Below are 25216 nucleotides of genomic sequence, written 5' to 3'. Positions count from 1 at the left end.
TCCGCTGGAACCGATCCGCGCGCACGCGTCACGGATCGGCACCGGTCGTGAGGGCCGTCACGACGGATGCCTCTACTTGCCGAACCGCCGATTGCGGGCGGAGTAGTCGCGGAGCGCGCGCAGGAAGTCCACCCGACGGAACTCCGGCCAGTAGGCGTCGGTGAACCAGATCTCCGAGTAGGCGCTCTGCCACAGCAGGAACCCCGACAGCCGTTGCTCGCCGGACGTGCGGATCACGAGGTCGGGGTCGGGCTGGCCCTTGGTGTAGAGATTGCGGTCGATCGCCTCGACGGTGACCGCGTCGATCATCTCCGCCGGTGACGCGCCGTCGGCGGCCTTCTCGGTCAGCAGGGCGCGCACGGCGTCGACGATTTCCTGCCGCCCGCCGTATCCGACGGCGACGTTGACGTTCATCCCGGTGTGTCCGGCGGTGCGTTCGGATGCGGCGCGCAGCCGGTCGGCGACGTCGTCGGGCAACTGGTCGAGTGTGCCGACGATCCGCACCCGCCAGGGGCCGGTGGCCCCGTCCGTGCCGGGATGGGAGACCGGCCCGGAGATCTCGTCGACGATGTCGGGCACGATCTGCATCAGCGCGTCGAGTTCCTCGGAGTCGCGCTGCAGGTTCTCGGTGGACAACAGGTAGATGGTGACGGTGGCGATGCCGAGCTCCGAGCACCAGCCGAGCATGTCGGCGATCCGCCGTGCACCGACCCGGTGTCCGTGGCTGACGTCCTCGAACCCCGCCTCCTTTGCCCAGCGACGGTTGCCGTCACAGATGATGGCGACGTGCTGGGGCAACCGGGTGGTATCCATCAACTGGATCAGCCGCCGCTCGTACACGGTGAGCATCGGTCCACGCAGGCGGTCGGGAAGCAGTTTCATCGTCGTCCACCCTAGTCCGCATACGCCCGTCGCCGAGGCGTCGGACACGAACCCGACGCTCCGACCTACGGTTACGGTACCGTAGGTTCCGTGTCCTCCATGCTGACGACGCCGGTCGCCGAGCGACCCCGCCTGCGAGGCGTCATACACCAGTACGCGGCCTTCGTCGCCGCGGCATGCGGCATCGCCGTGATCGTCGGCGCCGCGGTCCTGCGTGGCACCGCCGCCGCGGCGTCGTGCACCGTCTACGCCGTCACCATCGTCGGCCTGTTCGCGGTGTCGGCGAGCTACCACCGCATCCCGTGGCGATCGCTGCGCGCCCAGATCCGGATGAAGCGCGCCGACCACTCGATGATCTTCGTCTTCATCGCCGGCACCTATACCCCGTTCTGCGTGATGGCGCTACCCGACCCCGCCCGCTGGTGGGTGCTCGGCATCGTCTGGGCCGGCGCACTCAGCGGCGTCGTCCTCAAGATCGCCTGGCCCGCAGCCCCCCGATGGCTCGGGGTCACCCTGTACGTCCTGCTCGGCTGGGTGATCGTGGCCGTCGCCCCGGTCCTGGTCGCGCATGCCGGCGTCACCGTGCTGGTACTGCTGGCACTCGGCGGGGTCTTCTACACCGTCGGCGGCGTGCTCTACGCGATCCGATGGCCCGACCCGTGGCCGACGGTCTTCGGTCACCACGAGGTGTTCCATGTGTGCACCGCGATCGCGGCGCTGGCCCACTATGTCGCGGTGTGGCTCGTGGTCGCCGGCTGACCCGGGCAATCCGATGGGACACCCGCCCCGAGGGAGCGCTTGTACACCACGGTGAATTCGCCGTCGTCGGTGAAGATACGCGTCTGCACGCCGTATACATCGGCGATCAGCTCGGTGGTCAGCACCTCGGCGGGCGGACCGAACGACACCACCCGTCCTGCCCGCATCACCAGCAACCGGTCGCAGTACCGGGCCGCCAGGTTGAGGTCGTGCAAGGCGACGTAGCTGGTCACCGGCAGATCCGCGACCAACGCGAGGACGTCGAGCTGGTGGGCGATGTCGAGATGATTGGTCGGCTCGTCGAGCAGCAACTCGGCCGGCTCCTGTGCGAGCGCCCGTGCGATCTGCACACGCTGACGTTCACCGCCGGACAAGGTGTGCCACATCCGGTGCGCCTTGTCGGTCAGACCGGTCTGTGCCAGCACCCGCTCCACCACATCGTCACCGCCGGCATCGGCGCCGAGCATCGACGCGTGCGGAATCCGGCCCAGCCGGACCACGTCCACCACCTCGATGTCGGTGTCGGTGGCCGAGTGCTGCGACACCACCGCCACGCGGCGGGCGATCTCCCGTCGCCGGAGCGAACCGATTTCGGTGCCGTCGAGGCGCACCGTCCCCGAGTCCGGCCGCGTCACCCCGGCCAGCGCGCGGATCAGCGAGGACTTCCCGGACCCGTTGGGGCCGAGGATTCCGACGGTCTCCCCCGGCTCCGGTTGCAGCGTCACACCGTCGAGGATGAGGTGGCCGCCGCGGCTCCACCGGATCTCGTGCGCGGTCAAGGTCATGAAGGCCTCCGCATCCGGATCAACAGGACCGCGAACACCGGGACACCGATGAGCGCGGTCACCACTCCGACCGGGATCTCCTGGGGTGCGAACACCGTCCGCGACAACGCGTCCACCCAGATCATGAAGACCCCGCCGGTCACCGCGACCGCGGGCAGCAACCGCCGATGCCCGATCCCGACCAGCAGCCGGGTGGCATGCGGGAGCACGAGCCCGACGAAGCCGATCGCACCGACCGCACTGACCAGCGTGGCGGTCACCACCGCGACGATGGTCAGTAGCAGGGCCCGCTCACGGCCCACCGACACGCCCAGTGTCGCCGCGGCACCGGCCCCGAAGGTGAACGCGTCGAGCGAGGCCGCACGGACCAGACACACCGCGAACCCGAGGCCGGTGGCGACCGCGCACAGCGCGACCTGGTTCCAGGTGACCCCCGACATCGACCCCAGCAGCCAGAACAGGATGCCACGGGTCCGCTCGGCATCGGCCGAGGAGATCACGATGAAGGAGGTGAGCGACGAGAACAGCTGGGTTCCGGCCACACCGGCGAGCACGATCCGCGACGTCCCGCCGCCTGCGCCCATCGCCAGGGCCATCACCACGACGAACGAGACGATGGCACCGGCGAAGGCACCCGCCGACAACGACAGCACCCCGCCGCCCACACCGAGCACCACCACCACGACGGCGCCGGTCGAGGCGCCCGACGACACACCGAGGACGTACGGGTCGGCCAGCGGATTGCGCAGCAGCGACTGCATGATCACACCGCACATGGCCAACCCCGCACCACATACCGCTGCCATCAGCGCCCGCGGAAAGCGCAGTTCCCACACGATGCCCTGCCGGACCGGCGAGAGGTCGGAGTCGGGGCCGCCGAGGTGGGCCAGGATCACGCGGTAGACATCGGCCACCGACAGGTCGGCGACGCCGATGGTCACCGACACCGCGATCGAGGCGACCAACGCGATCGGTCCGATCACCCAGATCGCCGACCGCGCAAGAGTGGAGGCCCGCTGCCCGGCCGGCGGACGCTCCAGTGTCGTCGTCATCGGGGGCCTTTCAGCCTGCGAGGTTCCAGCCGCGCAATGCGGCCGAGACCTTCTCGGCGCCGTCGACGGTGCGGATGGACGGATTGAGGTCGGCGCCGTTGACCACGATGTACCGCTTGTTCTGCACCGCCTCCATCTTGCTGGTCACCGGATTCGATTCCAGGAAGGCGATCTTGCTGTCGAGCGCGTCGCCGTCGATGCTGCGGCGGCTGAGGTCGGCGAGCACGATCGCGGTGGGATTGCGGTCGGCCACACTCTCCCAGCTCACCTGCGGCCACTCGTCGGTGGTGTCGGCGTAGATGTTCGTCGCGCCGACGGAACCGGAGATCACACCCGACGATCCGCAGCACCCGGCCATATACGGCGTCCGGGTGTCGGCGAACCAGTACACCAGCGAGGTGTCGTCATCCGTCCTGGTGATGGCTGCCGCCGAATACCGTTGCCGCAGAGACGATATCAGCTCCTCACCACGGTCGGAGACATCGAAGATCTGGGCGAGCTCACGGATCTCCTGGTAGATCAGGTCCATGGTCAGCGGTTCCGAACGCGCGCCGTCGGCGTTCACGCTGGTCGCCGCGCGCCCCACGCAGTCGGTCGGCGAGAGGTAGGTGCCCACGCCGAGCCGTTCGAACTGGTCGCGGTCGCCGACGCCGCCGGGACCGAGCGTTCCGCCGAACGACGCGGTCACGAAGTCGGGCTCGGTGGCCAGTACCGTCTCCAGCGACGGCTTGTTGTCGGCCAGGCGCGGGACCGACTCATTCGCCTGTGCCAGATCGGCTTTCACGGGATCGGTCCAGGTCGCGGTCCCCACCATGCGATCGGCGAGCCCCAGCGACAGCAGGATCTCGGTGGAGCCCTGGTTCAGCGACACCACGCGCTGCGGGGCCTGTTCGACGGCCACCGTCTGGCCGCAGTTCTCGATCGAGACCGCCGCCGCGGAGGCGTCGTCACCGTCGGAATCGGTCGAACATGCCACTGCGGCAGCCGCTATCGTCAACGATCCGATGATCGCGAGCGATCGCCGCATCGACGTCTGTGAGATCAGGTGACCCACCTGCGCCCTTCGTCATGCGGGCACACCGGGGCGTCAGGACACCGGGCGGCCACCCAACCGGCCCGGACGCGAACGCACCGACCATATCCCGCGAGGTCGATGTGCACCGCGGAGGTGTTCCACGGTGACGTCGGCAGGTCTTCGGACTCCGGACCCGGCACCTTCGTGCCACCTACCGATGGCCGCTTCCCGGGTCGTCACCGACCCAGTGCCCTGGCCACCATCGTTTCCGTCACCGCTGCGGGGCAGCTCTGGATTCTCACCAGATTCCCTCTTGGCCGGCCGAGGCGATTCCCCGGCCGGACCGACGCGGGGCGAGCCTATCAGCCGTCGATTGCGACATTTCCGGCACCCGGGTCCGGACGGGCGCGGGGTGTCAGCCGCGTGCCAGATCCGCCAGGACCGCCGCGCTGACCGCCCAGTCCATGCACTTGTCGGTCACCGACTTGCCGTACACGAGCGGTTCGGCGTCCGGCGACTGCGCCCCGGCCTCGATGAAGCTCTCCAGCATCACACCGCTGATGACCGGTTCGCGGCCGGCCGCGCGAGTCGCACGCACCGACGCCGCGATCTCGGCGGCCACCTGCGCCTGGCGCACATGATCTTTGCCGGAGTTGGCGTGGCTGGCGTCGATCATGACGCGAGCGGGCAGGCCCGCCTTGTCCAGTGCCGCAACCGCATCGGCGATCGACACCTCGTCGTAGTTCGGGCCGGGGGTGCCGCCGCGCAGGATGATGTGACAGTCGGTGTTACCCGCCGACTCCACCAGTGCACCACGCCCGAAGTCGTCGACACCGAAGAAGACATGCTGCGCCGCAGCGGCTTTCACACCGTCGATGGCGACCTGCACATTGCCGTCGGTACCGTTCTTGAACCCGATCGGCATCGACAGGCCGGAGGCGAGCTGGCGGTGCACCTGCGACTCGGTGGTGCGGGCGCCGATCGCTCCCCACGCCACCGCGTCGGCGATGTACTGCGGGCTGGTCGGCTCGAGGAATTCACAGCCCACCGGCAGTCCGAGATCGATGATGTCGAGCAGCAACGAGCGCGCGGTACGCAGTCCCCGCTCGACGTCGTATGTCCCGTCCATGCCGGGGTCGTTGATCAGACCCTTCCACCCGACGGTGGTGCGCGGCTTCTCGAAGTAGACCCGCATCACGATCTTGAGGCGGCCCTCGTACTGCGTGGCCAGCGGCGCCAGGCGCCGGGCGTAGTCGAGAGCGGCCACGGGATCGTGCACCGAACACGGTCCGACGACGACCAGCAGCCGATCGTCGGCACCGGCCAGGATGGCGGCGATCTCGTCGCGATCACGCTGCACGGCCACGGCGCGGCGTGCGGTCAGCGGCAGTTCGGTGCGGATCACATCCGGCGACGGGATCGAACGGAAGGCCTTGACCCTACGGTCCGAGGTGTTCTCGACGGTGTCGATGGACGTCGACGTCCGGGGCAGATCTCCGAGGGTGGTCACGGTGTGCCTTTCGCGGGTGTGCGGGCCTGTCATCCCGCCGGCCACCGGCTGTCGTCATCGGAGGCCCTTGAAATGACAAGAGCAGCGACCGTTCTGGTCACTGCTCGGGCTCCGGGTTGTGTGGTGTGCGCAGTCAGCGCTTCATCGCAGGCTCACCCGGAGCCTCGATAAAGCGCCAATACACGCGCACGGAGTGGATCACGTCGCCGAGGCTAGCACACATCTACGCAACCAGGCGAAACATGGTGGTCACATATCGCACCGACGACCACTCGCCGGGCTGACGGTCGCGCGTGCACGGCGGACCACCCGACCTACGGATGACCACGGTCGATGAGGTGACTGAGCACGATGATCGACTCGGTCCGATCCACCGGTCCGGCCTGCCGGATGCGTTCGAGGGCCCGTTCGAGATGGTGCACATCACGGGCCATCAGCCGCAGGATGGCATCGGCCTGCCCGGTGATCGTCGCCGCCGACACCACCTCGTGGATCGGCTCCCACGACACCCGCAGCTCCTCCGGCGAGATGTTGCCCCGACAGAACACCTGCACATAGGCCTCGGTGTTCCACTGCATCGCGGCCGGATCGATCACCGTGGTGAAACCGATGATCACGCCATCGGCGACGAGCCGGTCGACGCGCCGCTTCACCGCGGGCGCCGACAACCCCACCTGCGCACCGATGTCGGCGTAGGTGGCGCGGGCGTCCCGGGTGAGGCAGACGAGCACCTTCTCGTCCAGATCGTCGAGCTCGCGCAAGACATCCATCCTTGTCCGCAGATTGCGATCGAAATCTTCAACAGATGCGCAATCTGTGACGATTGATTGCATCAGATGCCGACCCTACGCTCGATTCATGACGCTGACCAGCTCGCGCCCTGCCGTGTCCGAACCCCGAATCGCCCGTCCTCGCACCTTTGCGATGACCCCACCGACGTTCTTCACCGTCACCTATGCGATCAACCCGTGGATGGACCCGACCGTCCCGGTCGACACCGGCCGCGCGGTCGCCCAGTGGGAACAGTTGTGCCGGATCTATCGCCGTCTCGGGCACACGGTGCACCTCGTCGACCCCCAGCCGGGTCTGCCCGACATGGTCTACGCCGCCAACGGCGGGCTCGTGGTGGACGGTCGGGCGATCGCCGCGCGCTTCACCTTTCCCGAGCGCGCCGACGAGGCAGGCCACTACGCCGAGTGGTTCACCGCCTCAGGCCTGGGCGAGGTGCGCCAGACCGTCGGGACGCAGGAGGGAGAGGGCGACTTCCTCGTCGTCGGCGACCGTATCCTGGCCGGTACGGGGTTCCGCACCGATCCCGCCACGCATGCCGAGGTCGCCGGGATCACCGGGCTGCCGGTGATCACGCTGGAACTCGTCGACCCGCGGTTCTACCACCTCGACACCGCCCTCGGCGTGCTCGACGAGCACACCATCGCCTACTACCCACCAGCCTTTTCCGCGGCGTCACGACGACTGCTCGCCGAGCTCTACCCGGACGCGATCATCGCGACCGACGCCGACGCCGAGGCGCTCGGACTCAACCTGGTCTCCGATGGGCACAACGTCGTGATGACCGATGCCGCACCAGGTCTCGCGGACCGACTCCGTGACGCGGGGTTCGAACCGATCGGCGTCGATCTGTCCGAGCTGCTCGCAGGTGGTGGCGGGGTCAAATGCTGCACACTGGAGCTACGCCTGCCCGATCCCGGCCGGGCGGTGTCCCACCGAACGGAGGCAACGATGCCGGACCTCGCCGAACCTCATGTGGCACACAACTACTCACCGCTACCCGTGACGGCCGCGTCCGCCGAGGGCGCATGGATCACCGATGTCGACGGTCGCCGGTATCTCGACTGCCTGGGCGCCTACTCCGCGGTGAACTTCGGCCACCGCAATCCCGAGATCGTGGCCGCGGCACGCGCCCAACTCGACCGGGTCACCCTGACCAGCCGCGCCTTCCGCTCCGATCGGCTCGAACCCTTCTGTGCCGCACTGGCCGAGCTGTGCGGCAAGGAGATGGTGCTGCCGATGAACACCGGCGCCGAGGCCGTCGAGTCGGCACTCAAGGTGGCCCGCAAGTGGGGCTACGACATCAAGGGAGTACCCGACGGTCGTGCCGAGATCATCGTCGCCGGGGGCAACTTCCACGGCCGCACCATCACCATCGTGGGCTTCAGTGACGACGAGGATGCTCGAGGCGGATTCGGTCCGTTCACACCGGGATTCGTGCGCGTCCCCTTCGGCGATGCGGCAGCGGTGGCCGGTGCGATCACCGACCACACCGTGGCGGTGCTCGTCGAACCGATCCAGGGCGAGGCCGGGATCGTCGTACCGCCCGACGACTACCTCCCCGCGGTGCGGCGACTCTGCACCGACAACCACGTGCTGATGATCGCCGACGAGATCCAGTCGGGACTCGGCCGCACCGGCACCACCTTCGCGTGCGAGCACTGGGATGTGGTCCCCGATGTGTACACGCTCGGCAAGGCCCTCGGTGGCGGCATCCTGCCGGTCTCGGCGGTCGTCGCCGACACCGACGTCCTCGGCGTCCTCCATCCCGGCGAGCACGGATCGACCTTCGGCGGCAATCCGCTCGCCGCGGCCGTCGGACACACCGTCGTCCGGATGCTCGCCGACGGCAGCTGGCAGGCCCGGGCCGCCACCCTCGGAACCCGGCTGCATGCCGCGCTCGCCGAGCTCGTCGGCCCCGACGTCCGCGAGGTCCGCGGCAAGGGCCTGTGGGCGGGCATCGACATCGACCCGGCGCTGGGCACGGGCAAGCAGGTCTGCCTCGCACTCGCCGACGCCGGGGTGCTCGCCAAGGACACCCACGGCTCGACCCTCCGGTTCGCCCCACCGCTGGTGATCACCCCCGACGAGATCGACTGGATGGTCGAGCGATTCGCCGAGGTGCTGCGCACCCGCCACTGATCGCGGCCGATCGTGACCCGGCGATCCCCCGGGCCGGACTAGGCTCGGTGAGATGACCACCGCCGCCCGCACCCGCCGCGTCCTGCTGATCCGGCACGGCCAGACCGCCTGGTCGCTGTCGAATCAGCACACCGGACGCACCGACATCGACCTGACGCCGCGCGGCGAACAGGACGCGGCGGCGCTGACCGGCCTCGCCGACCGGATCGGTCTGTGCCGTCCGTACGTCATCGCCTCACCACGGCGCCGTGCACAGCGGACCGCCGAGCTGGCCGGACTCCACGTCGACGAGACCGATGACCTGTTCGCCGAGTGGGACTACGGCGACTACGAGGGACTCACCCGCGCGGAGATCCAGCGCGACCACGAGCCGGGGTGGACGATCTGGACGCACGGCGCGCCCGGCGGCGAGTCGGTGGCCGACATGACCCGCCGGGTCGACGCCGCGGTCGACCATGTCCAGGTGCGACTGCCGGAGTCGGACGTGATCGTGGTGTCCCACGGGCACTTCTCGCGGTCGTTCATCTGCCGCTTCCTCGGCTGGCCGCTCGTGCAGGGCGCCGCGGTCGACCTCCGCCCGGCCGGTTCGGCACTGCTGGCCGAGCCCGACGGAGATCGGCGACTGTCGGAACTACGCGGACCGGAGGGATACTGGGCCTCGGGCGCGTCGATCTGATCGCGTCAGAGACCCAGCGCGGCAGCGAGTTCCGCTTCGGAGGTGACCGGGAGACCACAGACGGTGCCGCGGCACACGTAGACCGCGTCGGCGCCGTCCACCGGCCCCCGACCGGTGAGCAGTGGGATCGAATCCCGTTGTCCCGCCACCACGATCGCCCCACCCGGCGCGAGTTGCCTTGCCCGGGCGGCCAGTTCGCCGTCGGTCGCGGCATCCTGTGCGACGGCGAGCTGCAGCGGCCCCGATACGCGTGCCTGCGCCACCGTCAGCCAGTGCCCGGCCGAGCGTGCCACCTTGGCCAGCAACACCGCACCGCGGGACAACGTCGCATCGAGGAGTCGGGCGTAGCGTCCTGCCGCGTCCGGCCCGGCCAACGTCGACGCCAGGAGCAGCGCCTCGGCCAGCAACGACGCCCCGGCCGGAGTTGCACCGTCGACCGGGTCGCGCGGACGGGCGATCAGGTCGCCGACGGGTGCGTCGAACCAGCTGCCTTCTTCGGCGGGATCACCGAAGGTCTCGATCGCGGTGTCGAGGAGTGTGAGAGCGGCATCAACCCAGCGTTTCTCGCCGGTCGCCTGATACAGGGTGAGCAGGGCCGTGCACAGTGCCGCGTGGTCGTCGAGGGCGGCTGCGGGGCGCCCCACCACCCCGCCCAGCGACGACCGGCGCAGGGCGCCGTCGACGATGTGCCGCGCCAGCAGTGCATCGGCGACACCGGCGCCCAGGGCGACCCAGTCGGCGCGGCGTGCGCCGGTCCCGGCCTCCACGAGTGCGGTCACCGCGAGCGCATTCCAGCCGGTGACCACCTTGTCGTCACGCGCGGGCGCAACCCGGTCGGCGCGTGCGGCGAGCAGTCGCCTGCGGACACCGGCGAACCGGTCCGGGTCGTCGGCGTCGAACGGCAACCGCAGGGTCGAGGTGCCGTGTTCGAAGGTTCCGGCGGCGGTGACCCCGAAGACCTCTGCGGCCCAGGTGGCGTCGTCGGAACCGAGCACCTCGGTCAGTTGTGCGGGAGTCCACACATAGGTCGATCCCTCCACCCCGTCGGCGTCGGCATCGAGCGCCGACGCGAATCCGCCGTCGACGAGCAGATCGCGCTGCAGGAACCCGACGATCTCCTCGGTGACGCGGACGGCGAGCGGTTCACCGGTGCGCCGTGCGAGATGTGCGTACACCCGGAGCAGCTGCGCATTGTCGTAGAGCATCTTCTCGAAATGCGGGACCACCCAGGCGGCGTCGACGGTGTATCGGGCGAAGCCGCCGGCAAGCTGGTCGTAGATGCCGCCGCGCGCCATCGCATCACACGCTCGGACCGCGGCCGCGGCGGCATCGGGCAGGCCGGTGCGTTCGGTGTGCCGCAGCAGACCCTCGAGCAGCGCCGACGGCGGGAACTTGGGTGCCCCGCCGAATCCGCCGTTCTCCCGGTCCTCCTCGCCGAGGACGGTGCTCACCGCATGTGCCAGCAAGCGGTCGTCGACGTCGAGCGCGCCGGCCGGCAGCGCTGCGGCGTTGGCGTTCAGGTGATCGCGGACCTTGGCGCCGACGTTCTCGAGTTCTTCCCGCCGGTCGGTCCACGCGGTGGTGACCGCCGACAGCACCTGCCGGAAGGACGACATCCCGCCCCGCGGGCCGGACGGGTAATAGGTGCCGCAATAGAACGGGTCCCCGCCCGGGGTGAGGAAGCAGGTCATCGGCCAGCCGCCCTGACCGGTCATCGCGACCGTCGCGTTCATGTAGATCGCGTCGATGTCGGGGCGTTCCTCGCGGTCGACCTTCACGCACACGAAGTCCCGGTTCATCTGTGCGGCCGTCGCCTCGTCCTCGAACGACTCGTGTGCCATCACATGGCACCAGTGACACGCCGCATATCCCACCGACAGCAGCACCGGGACGTCCCGGTGGCGGGCCTCGGCGAGCACGTGCTCACCCCATTCGCGCCAGGCGACGGGGTTGTCGGCGTGCTGGCGGAGGTAGGGACTCGTCGATCCGCCCAGCTCGTTGCGCATCGGCCCTCCGGTGGTGTCGGCGCTCAGGTGCCCGCAGATTTCTTCTCCACGGACTTCGTCCCTGCCGCCTTCGTGTCTGCCGCCTTCGTGTCCGCCGCGTTCTTGTCCGCCGCGTTCTTGTCCGCCGGCGTCTCCACCACCGTGTCGGCATCGCCCACCGACTCCGGCGTCACCGAGTCGGTGCCCTCGTCGAAGGCCTGATCGGCTTCGGGATGATCGGTGTCGAAGTTCTTCGGCAGCTTCTTGAGCTGGCGGTTCATCGACCAGATGAGCAGCGCGGTACAGATCAGCAGCACGATGATCACCAGCAGGCCCAGGGGGGACGCCTTGCCGAACTCCGGGCCCTGCGGTTCCTGCTGTGCGGCGAGGATCGTGGTGTACAGAGCGGTGGTCATGGCTGCGCCTCACTTGCTGCGTCGACGCCGGTGAACAGATCGCTCTCCGGGATCGAGGTGGTCACCCGCGTCTGTGCGAGTTCGAATTCCTCGGTCGGCCACAACCGCTGCTGCCATTCCAGGGGTACCGCGAAGAAGATCCCGTTGGGGTCGATCTGGGTTGCGTGCGCACGGAGGGCGTCGTCGCGCTGCGGGAAGTACTTCGCGCATTCGACCTGGGTGGTCACGCGGGCCATCAGGTCTCCGCGACTCGAATCCCACCGGCTGAGCCACTCCTTGAACGGGCTCTCCTGCCCGTGACGTTCGAACTCGTCGGAGAACAGGACCATGCGGTCCCGGATGAAGCCGTGCGTGTAGTAGAGCTTGGAGACCGTCCACGGCTCCCCCGCGTCGGGGAACGCCTCGGGATCGCCGGCCGACTCGTAGGCCGCCACCGAGACCTCGTGGCAGCGGATGTGATCGGGATGCGGGTATCCGCCGTGCTCGTCATAGGTGATCATCACGTGTGGACGGAAGTCACGGACCACCTTGACGAGGGCCTCGGTGGGCTCTGCCAAGGGGAGCGTCGCGAACGACCCCTCCGGCAGCGGCGGACGCGGGTCGCCCTCGGGCAGACCGGAGTCGACGTAGCCCAGCCACATCTGCTCCACGCCGAGTGCGGCGGCCGCGGCGGCCATCTCCTCTTTGCGCACCTCGTGGATGCGTTCCTTGATGCCCGGACGGTCCATCGCCGGGTTGAGGATGTCGCCCCGCTCACCCCCGGTCAGGGTGACGACCATCACCTGATTGCCCTCGGCGGCATACTTGGCGGACGTGGCCGCACCCTTGCTCGACTCGTCATCGGGATGGGCATGCACGGCCATCAGACGCAACCCGCCGGCTGCCCTCAACGCGCTCGGGGAGCCGGATGTCGACGTGGTCGACGGTCCGGGTTCGGCGGTCTGGGTGTCGCTCACAGTTCCTCGCCTTCGGATCGGTACTCATCTCATGGTAGGTATTGACGAGTGAACAGTTCAGACGGGGGCACACCACAAGGCCCCGACCTGCACGATCGCCCACAGAGCGGTCCGCGGGCCACCTACCCCGTCGAACAATCGGCACGCAGCAAGCGCTACTGGTTCCTCGGATTGTCCGCCCTCGTCGTCATCACCGGTGTGGTGTTGGCCCTCATCGGCTACCAGAAGTTCGCCGACCCGGACGTATCGGGTCAGGCCACCGGTTATGAGATCCTCGACCCCTCGACCGTGGCGGTACAGTTCACCGTCAACCGTGCCGATCCGACGCAGCCGGTGGCCTGCGTGGTGCGGGCGCGCTCGATCGACGGCGACGAGACGGGCCGACGCGAGGTCCTGATCGCCCCGGGAGTGGCTCAGGAAGGGCACCGCGTGAACGTCAGCACGTCCAAGCCCCCGGTGATCGGTGAGGTCTTCGGCTGCACCACCGACGTCCCGGCCTATCTGACCGAACAGACCCGGTGACCGGCAAAAGAGCGATCCGAGCACAGTGACAGTCACCGAAGAACGCAAACCGCGCGCCGTATTCGCCTCGATCTCGAGCCCCTACCTGCCGATGCTCACGGCGATCTTCGTCGGCGTGATGCTGATCAGCAACGTCACCGGCACCAAGGGCGTCCTGCTGTTCGACCAGTGGTTGCACATCGATGTCGGCCCCATCCAGATGGACGGTCTGGTCACCGACGGCGCATTCTTCCTCTTCCCCCTGGCCTATGTACTCGGTGACGTGATCAGCGAGGTGTACGGCTTCCGTGCCATGCGCCGGACGATCCTGGCCGGTTTCGTCGTCCTGCTGATCGCCTCGGCGTGTTTCTGGCTCACCATCCACCTGCCCGCAGCCCCCTTCTACGAGGGTCAGAGCTCCTTCGAGACGGTGGCGGGGGTGGTCCCGCAGTTCCTTCTCGCCGGGCTCCTGGGATACCTGGCCGGCGAGTTCCTCAACTCGTTCGTGCTGGTCAAGATGAAGGAGCGGGCGGGCGAGAAGCGCCTGTGGGCGCGACTCATCGGATCCACGGTGGTCGGCGAGTTCGCCGACACCCTGGTGTTCTGCTCGGTCGCCGCGAGTGCCCTGGGCATCTCCACCTGGGGTGACTTCATCAACTACACCGTCGTCGGATTCGTCTGGAAGACCCTCGTCGAGGTGATCGTCATGCCGATCACCTATCTCGTCGTCGGCTGGCTCAAGCGTGCCGAGCCCTCTTACGCCATCGCATTGGAGAAAGCCCAGTCCGACGAAGTGTGAACTCGCCCTCATCCCCATTCACTGCTATCCTGTGTTGATACACGGCTCCGCGAGGGGTCGTGTTGCTGCATTTAGAGCAGTCCACACGTCCCGGCGAACCGCTCGCCGGGACGCGGACGACACAAAGGAGTGACCGATGACCGACACCCAGGTGACCTGGCTGACACAGGAGTCGCACGACCGCCTCAAGGGCGAGTTGGACTCGTTGATCGCCAATCGTCCGGTCATTGCTGCCGAGATCAACGAGCGTCGCGAAGAGGGCGACCTCAAGGAGAACGGCGGATACCACGCTGCACGCGAGGAGCAGGGCCAGCAGGAGGCACGCATCCGCCAGCTCCAGGAACTGCTGAACACCGCCAAGGTGGGCGAGGCCCCGACGCAGTCGGGTGTCGCCCTGCCCGGTTCCGTCGTGACCGTCTACTACGACGGCGACGAGTCGGACACCGAGACCTTCCTGATCGCGACCCGCGAAGAGGGCGGCGCCCAGGGTGGTTCGCTCGAAACCTATTCACCGAGCTCTCCGCTCGGCGCGGCACTGATCGACGCCAAGACCGGCGAGACGCGCGAGTACACCGTGCCCAGCGGCGCCACCATCAAGGTGACCCTGGTCAAGGCGGAGCCGTACCACAGCTGATCGAACGAACAACGAACGCCGCCACCCGCTTGGGTGGCGGCGTTCGTCGTTACGGCGGCCGTCACTTCCTGCCCCGGTGGGCCACCTTCGATGATCGAGCCGGGACCGAGCCCGAAGGGCGAGGACCCGAGTCGAGATCTCCGCAGCCGACGTCGGGCGGTGACCACCTCCGAGGTGACCCGTCGACAACTCGGCCGGAGAAGGTTTCGACACGACTTGTCGCTGCGCTCCTCGTCGGCTCAACCATCAACGGCCAGTGGATGATTGAGCCATCCATCCGAGGGTGGCCATGCTGCGCCGTTGCACGATGGAGTGGTCGGGTTGTGATGCCTGTCGCACACCCGTTATCGGGTTGTGGACGATAGTGACGTCGGCGTATCAGGACACGGTGACCTTCGCGCCGCCCGAGAACAGCGAGTCGTGCAATTCGATGGATGCCGGCTGTGCATCGGCGGGCATGTCGTAGACGACCTTGGCGGTCACCGTGTTGCCGGGATTGATGTTGTCCCACACCGGGATGCCCGAATCACCCAACGCGATCTGCGCGCTGGTGCTCGGCTCGAAGCTGCGACCCTGCGCGTCGAACAGCTTCTGATCCGTCGGCGAGAAGCTGTAGGCCTTGTCCGAGATGTTCTTGACCGTCATGGTCACGATCACGAACTGCCCCTGGGCCTTCTCGGTCAGGTACGGGTTGTCGCCGACACTGCTCAGGCCTTTCTCCACCCCGGTCACGACGAACTCGAACTTGCCGTCACGCACCGGGGTGTTCAGCCCCGGGGTCTGGTCGCCGCCACCCGACCCACCGTCCTGAGCGGTGGTCGACGACCCGGACTTCGACGCCTGGTCGTCACCGGAGGTCCCCGACATCACCGCGATGATGACGATCAGCACCACCAGCGCGCCGACGATCCACGGCCACTTACGCTTCTTCTTCGGCGGGGTCGGCACCGGCGGCTGGGACATGTGGGGCGGAACCCCGTACTGCGCACCGTAATTCGGCGCACCGTAGTTCGGTGCACCGGCGTACTGGGGCTGCTCGCCGTACGGCGAGGTGTTCTGCGGATCGGTCATCGAGTTCTCCTTCACTGGTGCGGCTCCGGGGAAGTCGGTGCCGCCACGCGCATGACTCTCCGCAGCCCCACCGACAACTCGGGCAAACCCGTCGTTCACCCAAATGAAGGCCGCCTCTCACGACACCTCCCGGCCCTGGTCACAGCCAATCCACAGCGGTGCTGCAGACCCCCGACAACCTCGGAGTTCATCGTGGAATGCACGGACCGACAGGGGTCCGGAGAGGAGAGTCCGATGCGCACCCACAAGCCCGCCCCCACCGTGCCGTTGATCGTGCTGACCGACGACGTCGTCGTCCGCTCCTATGCCGAGCACCTCTTCGACGCCGACGTCCCGCTCGCGGTGATCAGCGCCTACTACTCCGACGTCGTGCCGTACATGCTCGACAACAACGGCCACACCGTCGCCCTGGTCGCCGACATCGACGACCCGGCCCAGCTCGCCGACGCGATCCTCACCGTCGAGCGGCGCCTCGGCACCGTCGGTGCCGTCGTCCGGTATGCCTCCGACGTTCCGACATCGCCGGTCCCGCACGCCGCCTGACCGCACTGTCGACGTCGGACCCGGGCCGACGACACGCCCGGGCGCAGACGACAGGGCCGGCGACAGCGGCCGGGCGCAGACGACAGGGCCGGCGACAGCGGCCGCGACCTCGTGTGAGCGCATGTCAGGGCCACGACAGCCGGGCAGAGCACAGTGGTCGACCATGACCACAGCAACCACCACCGGCCCGGTCTCGACGCGAGGCGGTCTCGGCACCGACCTCGCGATCGAGGCCCACGGACTGGTCAAGCTCTTCGGATCGACCCGCGCCGTCAACGGCGTGGACCTGGCCGTCCCCACCGGATCGGTGTACGGCGTGCTCGGCCCCAACGGCGCCGGGAAGACCACCACCGTCAGCATGCTGGCCACCCTCCTGCGCCCCGACTCGGGCAGCGCCACCGTCTTCGGCTACGACGTCGTCCGCGACGCCGTGGCCGTCCGCTCGCTCGTCGGCGTCACCGGGCAGTACGCCTCGGTCGACGAGGACCTGACCGCCACCCAGAACCTGGTCGTCTTCGCACGGCTCCTCGGCTTCTCCCGTGCGGCCGCCAGGTCGCGAGCCGACGAACTGCTCGACGAGTTCGCGCTCACGGAGGCGGCCGACCGCCCGCTGAAGAACTTCTCCGGCGGCATGCGCCGGCGTCTCGACCTCGCCGCCAGCCTCATCGACACCCCTCCCCTGCTGTTCCTCGACGAGCCGACCACCGGTCTCGACCCGCGCACCCGCGCCCAGATGTGGGACACCATCCGCAGGCTCGTCGCCGGCGGCTCCACCGTGCTGCTCACCACGCAGTATCTCGACGAGGCCGATCAGCTCGCCGACCGGATCGCCGTGATCGACCACGGCCGGGTGGTCGCCGACGACACCGCCGACGGACTCAAGGACTCCATCGGCGCGGCCACCCTGCAGCTGGCGCCCGCCGATCGCGCCGACGCCCCACGTGTGGCGGTGATCGTCGAGAACGTGCTCGGTGAACCGGCCGCGTTGTCGGCGGAGGCGGGCCGGATCTCGGCATCACTGCATCGCCCGGACCTCGTCCCCGACGTCCTGATCGCCATGCGCGAGCAAGGGATCGCCGTCGACGAGATCACCGTCCAGAAGCCCAGTCTCGACGAGGTGTTCTTGACCCTGACCGGCAAACCGGCCGACCCCGACCCCGCCGACACCGACACCGACACCACCGCCGACGATTCCTCCGAAGAGGCGATCCGATGACCACCACCCTCGACCACACCCCTGCGGCACCCATCACCACCCGCGAGGTCCGCACCCGCGCCAAGACCTCGGTGAGCCTCGCCGAGACCGCGCGGCAGTCACTCACCATGGCCTACCGCGGTGTGCTGAAGATCCGGCACAACCCGGAGCAGTTGTTCGACGTCACCATCCAGCCGATCATCTTCACCCTGATGTTCACCTACATCTTCGGCGGTGCGATCAGCGGGAATGTGAATGCCTATCTGCCCGTGATCATTCCGGGCATCCTCGTCCAGACCGTGGTGATGACATCGATCGTCACCGGCACCCAGCTACGCGAGGACATGGACAAGGGCGTCTTCGACCGGTTCCGATCACTGCCGATCAGCCGGATCAGTCCGTTGTCGGGGGCATTGCTGGCCGACGTGATCCGGTACGGTGTGGCCACCGTCCTCACCGTGACGATGGGCGTGATCATGGGCTGGCGGCCCGACATCTGGGGCGTGGTCGCCTCCGCCGTCCTGGTGATGATCTGCAGCTTCGCGGTGTCCTGGATCTTCGCGCTGATGGGCTGCCTGATGCGCAAGGCCTCTGCGGTGCAGGGCATCTCGATGCTGATCATGTTCCCGCTCACCTTCATGTCCAATGCCTTCGTCCCGGTGGACACCATGCCGGGCTGGTTGCAGGGATTCGTCAAGATCAATCCGGTCAGCCACCTCGTCACCGCGGTTCGCGAGCTCACCGACTCCGGTCACGCCGGCATCCACGTGGTGTGGGCGCTACTCGGCGCCGCCATCATCGTGGTGATCTTCGCCCCGCTGGCCGTGCGTGCCTACATGCGCAACACCTGATCTGCCCAACCGATCGACATCGTCCGCCCGCGACGCCAGGATCGACCGGACACGTTCGGCCGCCTGGCGTCGCGACAGATTGCGTAGGCCTCGGGTCTCGTTGTCCCACTGTGCTTCCGACAGTCCGGAGACCGCGATCAGGTCCTCGTCGACGGCGGCACATCCGGGAATGTCGCGACGCGCCCGCAGTACCTGCGACAGCACCAGCAGGCGGGCTCCGTCCGAGCTCAGGACGTCGTCGGTGCACAGGACACAGCCGAGCGCCCGCGTCACCGTTCCCGCCTGCGGAAGGTCGCGCCACGCCGACCCCGCCAGCGTCAGCCCCACCGCCTCGACGAGCAGACCGACCAGTGCACGCGCGTCGGCGATCAGACCGCATCGCCACAGCCCGACGACGATCACGCCCAGCATCATCGACACCGCCGGATCCTGGACGCCGAGGGGATGATCGCGACGAAGGGTCGTCGTCGCCCGCCGGTACAGCGTTCCCGCGACCTCGATCTCACCGTGGGCGAAGGCGAGTTCGGCGGCGATCAGCATGATCAGTCCGGCGGTCTCCGGGCCGCCCTGCGGATCGGGATCGGGCGGCGTCCATCCGCCCGACAGGATCGCGAACTCGTGGTCGGCGGCGGCGAGATCACCGGCGGACACGAGCGCCGCGACGAGATAGCTGCGTGACTGCAGGACGTCGTCCTCGGCATCGAGCCGTACGAGGTCGACCAGTCCCGCCCGGTAGGAGGCGATCGCCCGCTGCCACCGTCCCTGCTGCCCGTGGAGGCCGGCGAGGGCCACACGCGCCATCCCCGACATCCAGAAGTCGCCGAGTTCGACGGCCCGGTCGATCACCTCGAGGCCGTCTCGCATCGCCGCATCGAGATCCCCGAGGTTCTCGGCGAGATTCATCCTGGCCACACGCGCGGTCAGGGCGACCCGCGGGTCGCTCACCCGCGCGCCTCTCACCATGTGCGCGATCGCGGCGGTGGGGGTGCGGCTGAGCACACACGCCGCGGCGAGTTCGACGGCGTCGTCGTAGGTCTTCTCCGGCCGGTGGAGCCTGCGCAGGTGGTACCGGCCCCGGGCGATCAGACGCAGATTGCCGCGCACCAGCTGATGCGCCCCGGCGGTCTCGACGGTCGCCATCCAGTCACGTCGCAGCCGTTCGTCGTCCAGGCCGGTGGGCGGGGCCGGCACGGTGACCAGCACCCGGGCACCCCACGTCACCACCTCGGCGTGCAGGCCGCGCGCCATCCAGTAGGCGGCGAGCACCGGGAACACGCGGATCAGGGTGTCGAGCGCATCGGCGACCACCGCGCTGTCGACCCCCGCCGGGCCACCGTCGTCACGGGCCTCCAGCAGGCGCAGACAGTCGCGCAGCACCCAGACCAGGTTCTCGGAGTCGTCGGCGAGACGGCGCACCAGATGTGCGTCGACCCGCGTCTCGTACTGTTCGACTGCCTCGAGCGCCAGCTGTCGCGCCCACCGGCGCATCGCGGTGTCCACCGCGAGGGATTCGTCGGCCTGCGCCGCCAGCGTGCGCTCGCCGAACTCGCGGACCGTCTCCAGCATGCGGTACCGCACCCGTCCGTCGGACTCGGTGACCGCCAGCAGTGACTGGTTCGCCAGTGCCGTGAGTACATCGTGGAGTCGGAAACCACGGAACCCCAAGATGATTGCGGCGGCGTCAGCGGTGAATCCGCCGGGAAGACGGCAGAGTCGACACTGCGCACGACGGCCGTCGTCGTCGAGCAGGTCCCAGCTCCATTCGATCACCGCATACAACGTGCGATGGCGGTCGGGCGCGGTCCGGTCGGTGCCGCGCAGCAGGGCGAACCGTTCGACGAGGCCGTCGGCGATCTCGTCGACGGTCATGGTGCGGATGCGGGCGGCGGCGAGTTCGATCGCCAGTGGCAGCCCGTCGAGGTGTGCGCACAGCGCCGCAACGGCGTCCGGGCGCAGATCGGCATCGGGACGGACGGCGCGGGCCCGCGTCACGAACAGTTCGACGGCCGATCCCTCGGCGTCGACGTCGAGGGTCGGCAGTTGATAGATCTGCTCGCCGGAGAGCAACAGCGGCGCTCGGCTGGTGGTGAGCACCCGGATGCGGGCGTCGGCGACGAGCAACTCGCCCACGAGCCGAGCGCATCCGTCGATCACCTGCTCGCAGTTGTCGAGGATGAGCACCACATCCCGGCCGCGGATCGAATCGATCAGGCGCGCGCGGAGATCGCCCACCGTTCGACGGGGTCGGCCAGACGCGGCGAGTTCGGATTCGCCGACGCCGAGCACGGCGGCGACAGCAGGCACGAGGTCGTCGGCGTCGCGGATCGGGGCGAGCGGGACGTAGAAGACGGTGGCACCGGCATCGACGAGTCGATGCCCGACGGTCGACGCGACGCGCGTCTTGCCGACGCCACCCGGGCCCTGCACGGTGACCAGGCGACCGGCACGGAGCAGATCGACCAGTGCGTCGACATCGTCGGCACGGCCGACGAGCTCGGTGGTGGCGGCGAGCAGACCGACACCGCGTCCCGGACCGGTCGGCCTCGACGGGTCACCCCGACCATCTTGTGCGGCGATCAGTTCCGCGTGGAGTGCGGCGATCTGCGGCCCGGGATCGACTCCGAGTTCGGTGACGAGGCGACGGCGCAGGTCGGCAAAGACGAGGACGGCGTCGGCGGTCCGCCCACCGGCGACCAGGGCACGCATCAGATCCAGATGGGCCGACTCGTCGAGAGTTCCACGACGGCAACGCCTCTCGGCCACCAACCGCGCCGTATCGGCGGCTCCGGCGCCCATCGCGGCGTCGAACTCGCGCCGGTCGATCCGATCCTGCACCCTCGCCGCACGTACCCGCACCTCCGAGACCAGCCCGTCCGGGCCGTCGGATCCCAGATCGTCGCCGGGCACACCACGTCGCCAGGCCCGTGCGGCGGCCACCGCCTCGCCGGAGTCGCCGGAGGCATCGGCGAGCTCGGTGATCACGTCGATGTCGGTGCGGCAACCGACCAACCGATATCCGGTCCCGGTGGCCTCGAGATGCGCAGCACCGATCAGGTGGCGCAGGCGGGAGATCTGGGTGTGCAGCGCCGCGGTCGGCGATCGAGGTGGGTCGTCACCCCAGACGTCGTCGATCAACGCCGTCGCCGAGCGGGTGCGTCCGTCGGCCAGGGCCAGCGACACCAGCAGCCGGCGGGCGCGCAGGCCGGGGACCACGGTGAGGTCGGCGTCGGCATCCAGGACACCGGTTGCCGATGCACGGATGACGGCCACCGGACCCCACACGCCGACGATCAGCACCCCGCCGTCCACCACCACGCCAGGCTAGTCCACCCCGGCGGGAAACCGTTCCCCACGGCCTCCCGAGTGGCTATCGTCGGGCCATGGCCTACGACCTCGAGCCCTTCGACCTCGATTTCTTCGACAACGCGCCGATCTCCTTCCGGATCGACGTCAACATCCCGGTCACCCCGCAACGCGCCTGGGCCGAGCTGACCCGCCCCGGCACCCTGGACTGGTGCAAGGCGATCAAGTCCATCACGTTCACCTCGTCAGCGCCGTTCGGTGTGGGTACCACCCGCCGGGCCGAGCTGTCCCCGGGATATGTCGCGCTGTCGGAGGAGTTCTTCGACTGGACCGAAGACCCCGCGACGGGTATCTACCACAACGCCTTTCGGGTGAAGTCGGTGAACGTCCCGGGGATACGGCGGTTCGGTGAGTACACCGAGATCGGCCCATCCGAGGTGGGTTCGCGGCTGGTGTGGGTGTTCGCACTCGAGCTCGGTTCGTCGTCGTGGCCGGTCACCGCGATCTCCAACCCGATGTCGACGCCGGTGTTCCGCAGCATCGAGTCGGACACGCTACGGCATTTCGCCCATCTCACGCCCCAGGCCTGACGCAAACCCTCCACACTTACGCAGAAACCCCCGGAGTTTCCGGGGGTTTCTGCGTAAGTGTGGAGGGTTTGGCCGATCAATCTGCTTCTCGCGGGCTACTGCAGCGCCTGCTCCAGGTCGGCCAGGATGTCGTCGATGTCCTCGATGCCCACCGACAGCCGCACCAGGTTGGCGGGGACCTCCAGCAGCGACCCCGCGGTCGATGCGTGGGTCATCGCACCCGGATGCTCGATCAGCGACTCGATGCCGCCGAGCGACTCGGCCAGGGTGAAGACCTCGGTGCGCGCGCAGAACTTCTTGGCATCCTCGATGTCACCGGCGACGAGCACCGACACCATGCCACCGAACCGCGACATCTGCCGGGCCGCCGCAGCGTGCCCCGGATGCGACGGCAGACCCGGGTACAGCACGGACTCGATCCTGGGGTGCTTGGCCAGGAAGTCGACGACGGCCTCGGCGTTGTCGCAGTGCTTGTCCATTCGCACCGCGAGCGTCTTGATGCCACGCATGGTGAGGTAGGCGTCGAACGGACCGGGCACCGCGCCGGCACCGTTCTGCAGGAAGGCGACGGCCTCGTCGATCGCGGCGTCGTTCGTGACGAGTGCACCGCCGACGACGTCGGAGTGTCCACCGAGGTACTTGGTGGTCGAGTGCAGCACGATGTCGGCGCCCAGGGTGAGCGGCTGCTGCAGGTACGGCGTGGCGAAGGTGTTGTCCACCACCAGCTTCGCGCCCGCCTCGTGCGTCACCGCGGCGATGGCCTCGATGTCGCCGACGTTGAGCAGCGGGTTGGTCGGGGTCTCCAGCCACACCAGCTTGGTCTGCGGGGTGATCGCCGCACGCACCGCGTCGACGTCGGTCACCGGCGCCACCGAGTAGGTGATCCCCCACTGCGTGAACACCTTGTCGATCAGGCGGAAGGTGCCACCGTAGGCGTCGTTCGGGATCACGAGGTGGTCGCCGGGGCGCAGCTGCGAGCGCAGCACGGCGTCGGTGGCCGCCATACCCGACGAGAATCCCCGTCCGTGGGCGCCCTTCTCGATGGCCGCGATGTTGGCCTCGAGCACCCGGCGCGTGGGGTTACCGGTACGGGCGTACTCGAATCCGTCGCGCAGTCCGCCGACGCCGTCCTGGGCGAAGGTGGAGCTGGCGTAGATCGGCACGTTGACCGCACCGGTCCGCGGGTCCGGGTCGTAGCCGGCATGGATGGCCTCGGTGGCGAATCCGCGCCGACGCTGCTGATCACTCACGTGAAAACTCCTCGCTGAGTTGGGCTCTGGTCGGCGGTCAGCCGGCGGTGATGGTGGGATGGGTGCTGACGAAGGCCAGCAGGTCGTGCCGGGTGATGACACCGATCGGCTTGCCGTCCTCGACCACCATCAGGGCATCGGTGTCGGAGAGCGCCTTGGTGGCCGCCGACACCGGCTCACCGGAACCGATGAGCGGGAACGGCTCGCCCATGTGCGCCGACACCGGGTCGGCCAGGCTGGCGCGACCTTCGAACACCGCCGACAGCAGGTCGCGCTCGGTGACCGCACCGGCCACCTCACCGGCCATGACCGGCGGTTCCGCCCCGACCACCGGCATCTGGGAGACCCCGTACTCGCGCAGGATCTCGATGGCGTCGCGCAGGGTCTCCTGCGGGTGGGTGTGCACCAGATCCGGCAGCGCCCCGGTCTTGCCACGCAACACATCCCCGACCAGCGGTTCGGGGGTCTTGGCGTCGAGCGGGGTGCGCAGGAAGCCGTAGCTGCTCATCCACTCGTCGTTGAAGATCTTGGCCATGTAGCCGCGACCACCGTCGGGCAGCAGCACGACGACGACGGCGTCGGGACCCTCACGCTCGGCCACCTGCAGTGCCGCGACGACGGCCATCCCGCAGGACCCACCTACCAACAGGCCCTCCTCCTTGGCGAGGCGGCGGGTCATGTCGAACGAGTCGGCGTCGGAGACGGCGATGATCTCGTCGGGGATGCTCGGGTCGTAGGCGGCCGGCCAGAAGTCCTCACCCACGCCCTCGACGAGATACGGCCGTCCGGTGCCGCCGGAGTAGACCGAGCCCTCCGGGTCGACGCCCACCACCTTGACCGCGCCGTCCGAGATCTCCTTGAGGTAGCGGCCGGTGCCGGTGATGGTGCCGCCGGTGCCGACCCCGGCCACGAAGTGGGTGACCTTGCCGTCGGTGTCGGCCCAGATCTCCGGACCGGTGGTCTCGTAGTGGCTCTGTGGGCCGGCCGGGTTGGAGTACTGGTTGGGCTTCCAGGCACCGTCGATCTCGGTGACCAGACGATCGGAGACGGTGTAGTAGCTGTCGGGGTGCTCCGGCGGGACCGCGGTGGGGCAGACCACGACCTCGGCGCCGTAGGCGCGCAGCACGTTCCGCTTGTCCTCGCCCACCTTGTCCGGGCAGACGAACACACACCTGTAACCGCGTTGCTGGGCCACGAGCGCCAGTCCCACACCGGTGTTGCCGGATGTGGGCTCGACGATGGTGCCGCCGGGCTTCAGCTCACCGGACTTCTCGGCCGCCTCGATCATCCGAAGGGCGATCCGGTCCTTGCTGCTGCCGCCGGGGTTGAGGTACTCGACCTTGGCCGCCACGAGACCCGATCCGGGCCTGACCACCGAGTTGAGCTTGACCAGCGGGGTGTTGCCCACCAGGTCCACGACAGAGTTGGCGATGCGCATGCGTCCATCGTCCCAGAGTGCCCCGCGACGCCGACAGCCGACTCGGGTTGTCCGCCCGGTGTCGGCGACGGGCC

23 protein-coding genes and 1 riboswitch are annotated in these 25216 nt (G+C 68.6%); of the genes, 10 read left to right on the top strand and 13 right to left on the bottom strand.

Going from position 1 to position 25216, the window contains the following annotated elements; all coding sequences use genetic code 11:
- Positions 1–72 precede the first annotated feature (72 nt).
- Complete coding sequence (locus ACWDUA_RS10035; RefSeq protein ID WP_449750862.1) at positions 73–882, bottom strand: isoprenyl transferase; 810 nt, start codon at positions 880–882, stop codon at positions 73–75.
- A 99-nt stretch (positions 883–981) separates the two neighbouring features.
- On the opposite strand from ACWDUA_RS10035, the gene trhA reads away from it, so the two are divergent.
- Positions 982–1641, top strand: coding sequence for a PAQR family membrane homeostasis protein TrhA (trhA, locus tag ACWDUA_RS10030; protein WP_449750926.1), 660 nt, complete (start codon positions 982–984; stop codon positions 1639–1641).
- On the opposite strand, the gene ACWDUA_RS10025 is transcribed toward trhA, so the two are convergent.
- The 5 genes from ACWDUA_RS10025 to ACWDUA_RS10005 form a co-directional block, all read right to left on the bottom strand.
- A complete protein-coding gene (locus ACWDUA_RS10025) occupies positions 1608–2426 on the bottom strand; it encodes an ABC transporter ATP-binding protein (protein ID WP_449750861.1) in 819 nt (272 codons plus the stop codon). The genes trhA and ACWDUA_RS10025 overlap by 34 nt on opposite strands.
- Positions 2423–3478, bottom strand: a complete 1056-nt coding sequence (locus ACWDUA_RS10020; protein ID WP_449750860.1) for a FecCD family ABC transporter permease — start codon at positions 3476–3478, stop codon at positions 2423–2425. The genes ACWDUA_RS10025 and ACWDUA_RS10020 overlap by 4 nt, the downstream gene beginning before the upstream one ends.
- Positions 3479–3488: 10 nt before the next feature.
- On the bottom strand, positions 3489–4505 hold the full coding sequence (locus ACWDUA_RS10015) for an ABC transporter substrate-binding protein (RefSeq protein WP_449750925.1): 1017 nt from the start codon (positions 4503–4505) through the stop codon (positions 3489–3491).
- A gap of 142 nt (positions 4506–4647) precedes the next feature.
- A riboswitch (cobalamin riboswitch) is annotated at positions 4648–4856 on the bottom strand.
- A 52-nt stretch (positions 4857–4908) separates the two neighbouring features.
- Complete coding sequence (locus ACWDUA_RS10010) at positions 4909–6003, bottom strand: 3-deoxy-7-phosphoheptulonate synthase (protein WP_449750859.1); 1095 nt, start codon at positions 6001–6003, stop codon at positions 4909–4911.
- Positions 6004–6317: 314 nt separating this feature from the next.
- Positions 6318–6764 (bottom strand): Lrp/AsnC family transcriptional regulator, encoded by a 447-nt coding sequence (locus tag ACWDUA_RS10005; protein WP_449750924.1) that lies wholly within the window; start codon positions 6762–6764, stop codon positions 6318–6320.
- Between the two features lie 97 nt (positions 6765–6861).
- Between ACWDUA_RS10005 and rocD the strand changes: the two genes are divergently transcribed.
- Positions 6862–8934, top strand: coding sequence for an ornithine--oxo-acid transaminase (rocD, locus tag ACWDUA_RS10000; RefSeq protein WP_449750858.1), 2073 nt, complete (start codon positions 6862–6864; stop codon positions 8932–8934).
- A gap of 52 nt (positions 8935–8986) precedes the next feature.
- Positions 8987–9610, top strand: coding sequence for a histidine phosphatase family protein (locus tag ACWDUA_RS09995; RefSeq protein ID WP_449750857.1), 624 nt, complete (start codon positions 8987–8989; stop codon positions 9608–9610).
- Between the two features lie 5 nt (positions 9611–9615).
- Here the strand turns inward: ACWDUA_RS09995 and ACWDUA_RS09990 are convergent, their stop codons facing one another.
- The 3 genes from ACWDUA_RS09990 to mca are packed head-to-tail and all read right to left on the bottom strand — an operon-like array spanning position 9616 to position 12874.
- Complete coding sequence (locus ACWDUA_RS09990; RefSeq protein ID WP_449750856.1) at positions 9616–11616, bottom strand: thioredoxin domain-containing protein; 2001 nt, start codon at positions 11614–11616, stop codon at positions 9616–9618.
- Between the two features lie 23 nt (positions 11617–11639).
- Positions 11640–12011 (bottom strand): hypothetical protein, encoded by a 372-nt coding sequence (locus ACWDUA_RS09985; RefSeq protein ID WP_449750855.1) that lies wholly within the window; start codon positions 12009–12011, stop codon positions 11640–11642.
- Complete coding sequence (gene mca / locus ACWDUA_RS09980; protein WP_449750923.1) at positions 12008–12874, bottom strand: mycothiol conjugate amidase Mca; 867 nt, start codon at positions 12872–12874, stop codon at positions 12008–12010. The genes ACWDUA_RS09985 and mca overlap by 4 nt, the downstream gene beginning before the upstream one ends.
- 141 nt (positions 12875–13015) lie before the next feature.
- On the opposite strand from mca, the gene ACWDUA_RS09975 reads away from it, so the two are divergent.
- The 3 genes from ACWDUA_RS09975 to greA all read left to right on the top strand — a co-directional run bounded on the left by ACWDUA_RS09975 (position 13016) and on the right by greA (position 14901).
- Positions 13016–13489 (top strand): DUF4307 domain-containing protein, encoded by a 474-nt coding sequence (locus ACWDUA_RS09975; RefSeq protein WP_449750854.1) that lies wholly within the window; start codon positions 13016–13018, stop codon positions 13487–13489.
- Positions 13490–13580: 91 nt separating this feature from the next.
- Positions 13581–14267 (top strand): queuosine precursor transporter, encoded by a 687-nt coding sequence (locus ACWDUA_RS09970; RefSeq protein WP_449750922.1) that lies wholly within the window; start codon positions 13581–13583, stop codon positions 14265–14267.
- A gap of 136 nt (positions 14268–14403) precedes the next feature.
- Complete coding sequence (gene greA, locus ACWDUA_RS09965; protein WP_449750853.1) at positions 14404–14901, top strand: transcription elongation factor GreA; 498 nt, start codon at positions 14404–14406, stop codon at positions 14899–14901.
- A 378-nt stretch (positions 14902–15279) separates the two neighbouring features.
- Here the strand turns inward: greA and ACWDUA_RS09960 are convergent, their stop codons facing one another.
- On the bottom strand, positions 15280–15972 hold the full coding sequence (locus tag ACWDUA_RS09960; protein WP_449750852.1) for a DUF4352 domain-containing protein: 693 nt from the start codon (positions 15970–15972) through the stop codon (positions 15280–15282).
- Between the two features lie 234 nt (positions 15973–16206).
- On the opposite strand from ACWDUA_RS09960, the gene ACWDUA_RS09955 reads away from it, so the two are divergent.
- The 3 genes from ACWDUA_RS09955 (at position 16207) to ACWDUA_RS09945 (ending at position 18561) form a co-directional block, all read left to right on the top strand.
- Entirely contained in the window at positions 16207–16515 is a 309-nt protein-coding gene (locus ACWDUA_RS09955) for a hypothetical protein (RefSeq protein ID WP_449750851.1), read from the top strand.
- 163 nt (positions 16516–16678) lie between these two features.
- Complete coding sequence (locus ACWDUA_RS09950; RefSeq protein ID WP_449750850.1) at positions 16679–17731, top strand: ATP-binding cassette domain-containing protein; 1053 nt, start codon at positions 16679–16681, stop codon at positions 17729–17731.
- Positions 17728–18561, top strand: coding sequence for an ABC transporter permease (locus ACWDUA_RS09945; RefSeq protein WP_449750849.1), 834 nt, complete (start codon positions 17728–17730; stop codon positions 18559–18561). Before ACWDUA_RS09950 ends, ACWDUA_RS09945 begins: the two co-directional genes overlap by 4 nt.
- Here ACWDUA_RS09945 and ACWDUA_RS09940 read toward each other — a convergent pair.
- Positions 18490–21873 (bottom strand): BTAD domain-containing putative transcriptional regulator, encoded by a 3384-nt coding sequence (locus ACWDUA_RS09940; protein WP_449750848.1) that lies wholly within the window; start codon positions 21871–21873, stop codon positions 18490–18492. The two genes, ACWDUA_RS09945 and ACWDUA_RS09940, sit on opposite strands and share 72 nt — an antisense overlap.
- 68 nt (positions 21874–21941) lie before the next feature.
- On the opposite strand from ACWDUA_RS09940, the gene ACWDUA_RS09935 reads away from it, so the two are divergent.
- Positions 21942–22454, top strand: coding sequence for an SRPBCC family protein (locus tag ACWDUA_RS09935; protein ID WP_449750847.1), 513 nt, complete (start codon positions 21942–21944; stop codon positions 22452–22454).
- Between the two features lie 95 nt (positions 22455–22549).
- On the opposite strand, the gene ACWDUA_RS09930 is transcribed toward ACWDUA_RS09935, so the two are convergent.
- Together ACWDUA_RS09930 and ACWDUA_RS09925 are read right to left on the bottom strand one after the other, a co-directional pair.
- A complete protein-coding gene (locus tag ACWDUA_RS09930; RefSeq protein WP_449750846.1) occupies positions 22550–23704 on the bottom strand; it encodes a cystathionine gamma-synthase in 1155 nt (384 codons plus the stop codon).
- A gap of 37 nt (positions 23705–23741) precedes the next feature.
- Complete coding sequence (locus ACWDUA_RS09925) at positions 23742–25142, bottom strand: cystathionine beta-synthase (protein ID WP_449750845.1); 1401 nt, start codon at positions 25140–25142, stop codon at positions 23742–23744.
- Positions 25143–25216 lie beyond the last annotated feature (74 nt).

This window comes from Gordonia sp. NPDC003376 (assembly GCF_053589235.1).
Note: the sequence above shows the minus strand (reverse complement) of the source record. Positions and strands in the feature narration are given on the sequence as shown.

What these genes read in the sequence shown, in the direction of transcription:
- ACWDUA_RS10035 (WP_449750862.1), bottom strand. Translation starts at nt 882, where the DNA reads ATGAAACTGCTTCCCGACCGCCTGCGTGGACCGATGCTCACCGTGTAC.
- trhA (WP_449750926.1), top strand. Translation starts at nt 982, where the DNA reads ATGCTGACGACGCCGGTCGCCGAGCGACCCCGCCTGCGAGGCGTCATA.
- ACWDUA_RS10025 (WP_449750861.1), bottom strand. Translation starts at nt 2,426, where the DNA reads ATGACCTTGACCGCGCACGAGATCCGGTGGAGCCGCGGCGGCCACCTC.
- ACWDUA_RS10020 (WP_449750860.1), bottom strand. Translation starts at nt 3,478, where the DNA reads ATGACGACGACACTGGAGCGTCCGCCGGCCGGGCAGCGGGCCTCCACT.
- ACWDUA_RS10015 (WP_449750925.1), bottom strand. Translation starts at nt 4,505, where the DNA reads ATGCGGCGATCGCTCGCGATCATCGGATCGTTGACGATAGCGGCTGCC.
- rocD (WP_449750858.1), top strand. Translation starts at nt 6,862, where the DNA reads ATGACGCTGACCAGCTCGCGCCCTGCCGTGTCCGAACCCCGAATCGCC.
- ACWDUA_RS09995 (WP_449750857.1), top strand. Translation starts at nt 8,987, where the DNA reads ATGACCACCGCCGCCCGCACCCGCCGCGTCCTGCTGATCCGGCACGGC.
- ACWDUA_RS09990 (WP_449750856.1), bottom strand. Translation starts at nt 11,616, where the DNA reads ATGCGCAACGAGCTGGGCGGATCGACGAGTCCCTACCTCCGCCAGCAC.
- ACWDUA_RS09985 (WP_449750855.1), bottom strand. Translation starts at nt 12,011, where the DNA reads ATGACCACCGCTCTGTACACCACGATCCTCGCCGCACAGCAGGAACCG.
- mca (WP_449750923.1), bottom strand. Translation starts at nt 12,874, where the DNA reads ATGGCCGTGCATGCCCATCCCGATGACGAGTCGAGCAAGGGTGCGGCC.
- ACWDUA_RS09970 (WP_449750922.1), top strand. Translation starts at nt 13,581, where the DNA reads ATGCTCACGGCGATCTTCGTCGGCGTGATGCTGATCAGCAACGTCACC.
- greA (WP_449750853.1), top strand. Translation starts at nt 14,404, where the DNA reads ATGACCGACACCCAGGTGACCTGGCTGACACAGGAGTCGCACGACCGC.
- ACWDUA_RS09960 (WP_449750852.1), bottom strand. Translation starts at nt 15,972, where the DNA reads ATGACCGATCCGCAGAACACCTCGCCGTACGGCGAGCAGCCCCAGTAC.
- ACWDUA_RS09955 (WP_449750851.1), top strand. Translation starts at nt 16,207, where the DNA reads ATGCGCACCCACAAGCCCGCCCCCACCGTGCCGTTGATCGTGCTGACC.
- ACWDUA_RS09950 (WP_449750850.1), top strand. Translation starts at nt 16,679, where the DNA reads ATGACCACAGCAACCACCACCGGCCCGGTCTCGACGCGAGGCGGTCTC.
- ACWDUA_RS09945 (WP_449750849.1), top strand. Translation starts at nt 17,728, where the DNA reads ATGACCACCACCCTCGACCACACCCCTGCGGCACCCATCACCACCCGC.
- ACWDUA_RS09935 (WP_449750847.1), top strand. Translation starts at nt 21,942, where the DNA reads ATGGCCTACGACCTCGAGCCCTTCGACCTCGATTTCTTCGACAACGCG.
- ACWDUA_RS09925 (WP_449750845.1), bottom strand. Translation starts at nt 25,142, where the DNA reads ATGCGCATCGCCAACTCTGTCGTGGACCTGGTGGGCAACACCCCGCTG.